General features: G+C 38.0%; 3 protein-coding genes. 1 reads left to right on the forward strand and 2 read right to left on the reverse strand.

Going from position 1 to position 1,212, the window contains the following annotated elements; translation table 11 throughout:
• Positions 1 to 96: 96 nt before the first annotated feature.
• Positions 97 to 711 carry a DNA adenine methylase gene (locus O9290_RS11310; protein ID WP_288055746.1) on the forward strand — a complete coding sequence of 205 codons (615 nt, stop codon included), beginning with the start codon at positions 97 to 99 and terminating at the stop codon, positions 709 to 711.
• A gap of 32 nt (positions 712 to 743) precedes the next feature.
• Here O9290_RS11310 and O9290_RS11315 read toward each other — a convergent pair whose 3' ends face one another.
• Both O9290_RS11315 and O9290_RS11320 read right to left on the reverse strand, forming a co-directional pair.
• Positions 744 to 911, reverse strand: a complete 168-nt coding sequence (locus O9290_RS11315) for an aspartate aminotransferase (protein ID WP_288055744.1) — start codon at positions 909 to 911, stop codon at positions 744 to 746.
• Positions 912 to 933: 22 nt separating this feature from the next.
• Positions 934 to 1,212 (reverse strand): Rpn/YhgA-type helix-turn-helix domain-containing protein (locus O9290_RS11320; protein WP_502846459.1); only part of this gene is annotated, 279 nt, incomplete at its 5' end.

The following is a 1,212-nucleotide window of genomic DNA, read 5'->3' on the forward strand; positions in this document are numbered from 1 at the left end:
CAATCCTTATCTGGCAAGAGATTTAATTGATTAGTTCGCTCCAGATCGCAAACAATTGACAAAAATTGCGGCAATGTCTGTCTCTATAAAGGTTTCATTCTTTATAACCCCGTCCATTGCATAAGACAAACCGAAGAACCAGCAAAAATAACAGAAATTAAACATAAATATGATAGAGGACGAGAATTATTTCAAGATTTGACAAGGGAAGATTTAAAGTTAACCGACTTTGAGAAAGCAGTGCGTTTTTTTATCTTAAATCGGATTACTTTTTCGGGAACAGTGGATTCGGGGGGGTATTCTCAAGCAGCTTTTACCAGTAGATTTACTGATTCATCAATTGCCAGATTAACTCAAATTGCGCCGTTATTAGCATCAGTAAAAATTACTAACCAAGACTACGAAGAATTATTATTTGCTGAGGGAAAAGAAGTTTTTATCTTTCTCGATCCCCCCTACTATAGTGCCACAAAATCCCGTTTGTACGGCGTAAGAGGGAATTTACATACCAGCTTCGATCATCAACGTTTTGCCGATAATATGCGTCAATGTCAGGCTAAATGGTTAATTACCTACGATGATTGTCCAGAGATACGAAAACTCTTTGATTTTGCCCATATTATCGAGTGGAATCTTCAGTATGGCATGAATGATTATAAACAAGGAGCGGCGGCATCTGGTAGGGAATTAATGATCAAAAATTATTACTGAAAGAGACGATAGAAAATACTGTCCGTTTTCCCTCAATTTTGTCCCTCAATGACTTGTTGTACTTGTTCAATTTCTAAGTCTAAAGCTTGGGCAATTTGTTCAGCACTTAATCCTAAGGCTGATAAACGGGGTATAGAGGTTAATTTAGCGGATAATTCTCCTTCCTCTAAAATATCTTGATAGATGACGGATTCTCTCATAATGTCACTCCGAAGGATTTTTTTAATCGTCTCTCGATTGTAATTGCTCGATTGCGTCGGGGGATAAATCGGTAAATCGGGCGATTTCTGGGATAGAAAAACCAGCAGATAGCATTTTTAGGGCAATTTGTCGAGCTTTTTCTTCTTTACCCGCTTGCAATCCTTTTTGTAGTCCCTTTTCCTCGCCTTCCTCTCTGCCTTCCTCTAAAATATCTTGATAGATGACGGATTCTCTCATAATGTCACTCCGAAGGATTTTTTTAATCGTCTCTCGATTTAATACTAACCCGGCGAGAATACT

This window comes from Microcystis sp. LE19-41.2A, from assembly GCF_027530405.1.
Classification (GTDB): domain Bacteria; phylum Cyanobacteriota; class Cyanobacteriia; order Cyanobacteriales; family Microcystaceae; genus Microcystis; species Microcystis aeruginosa.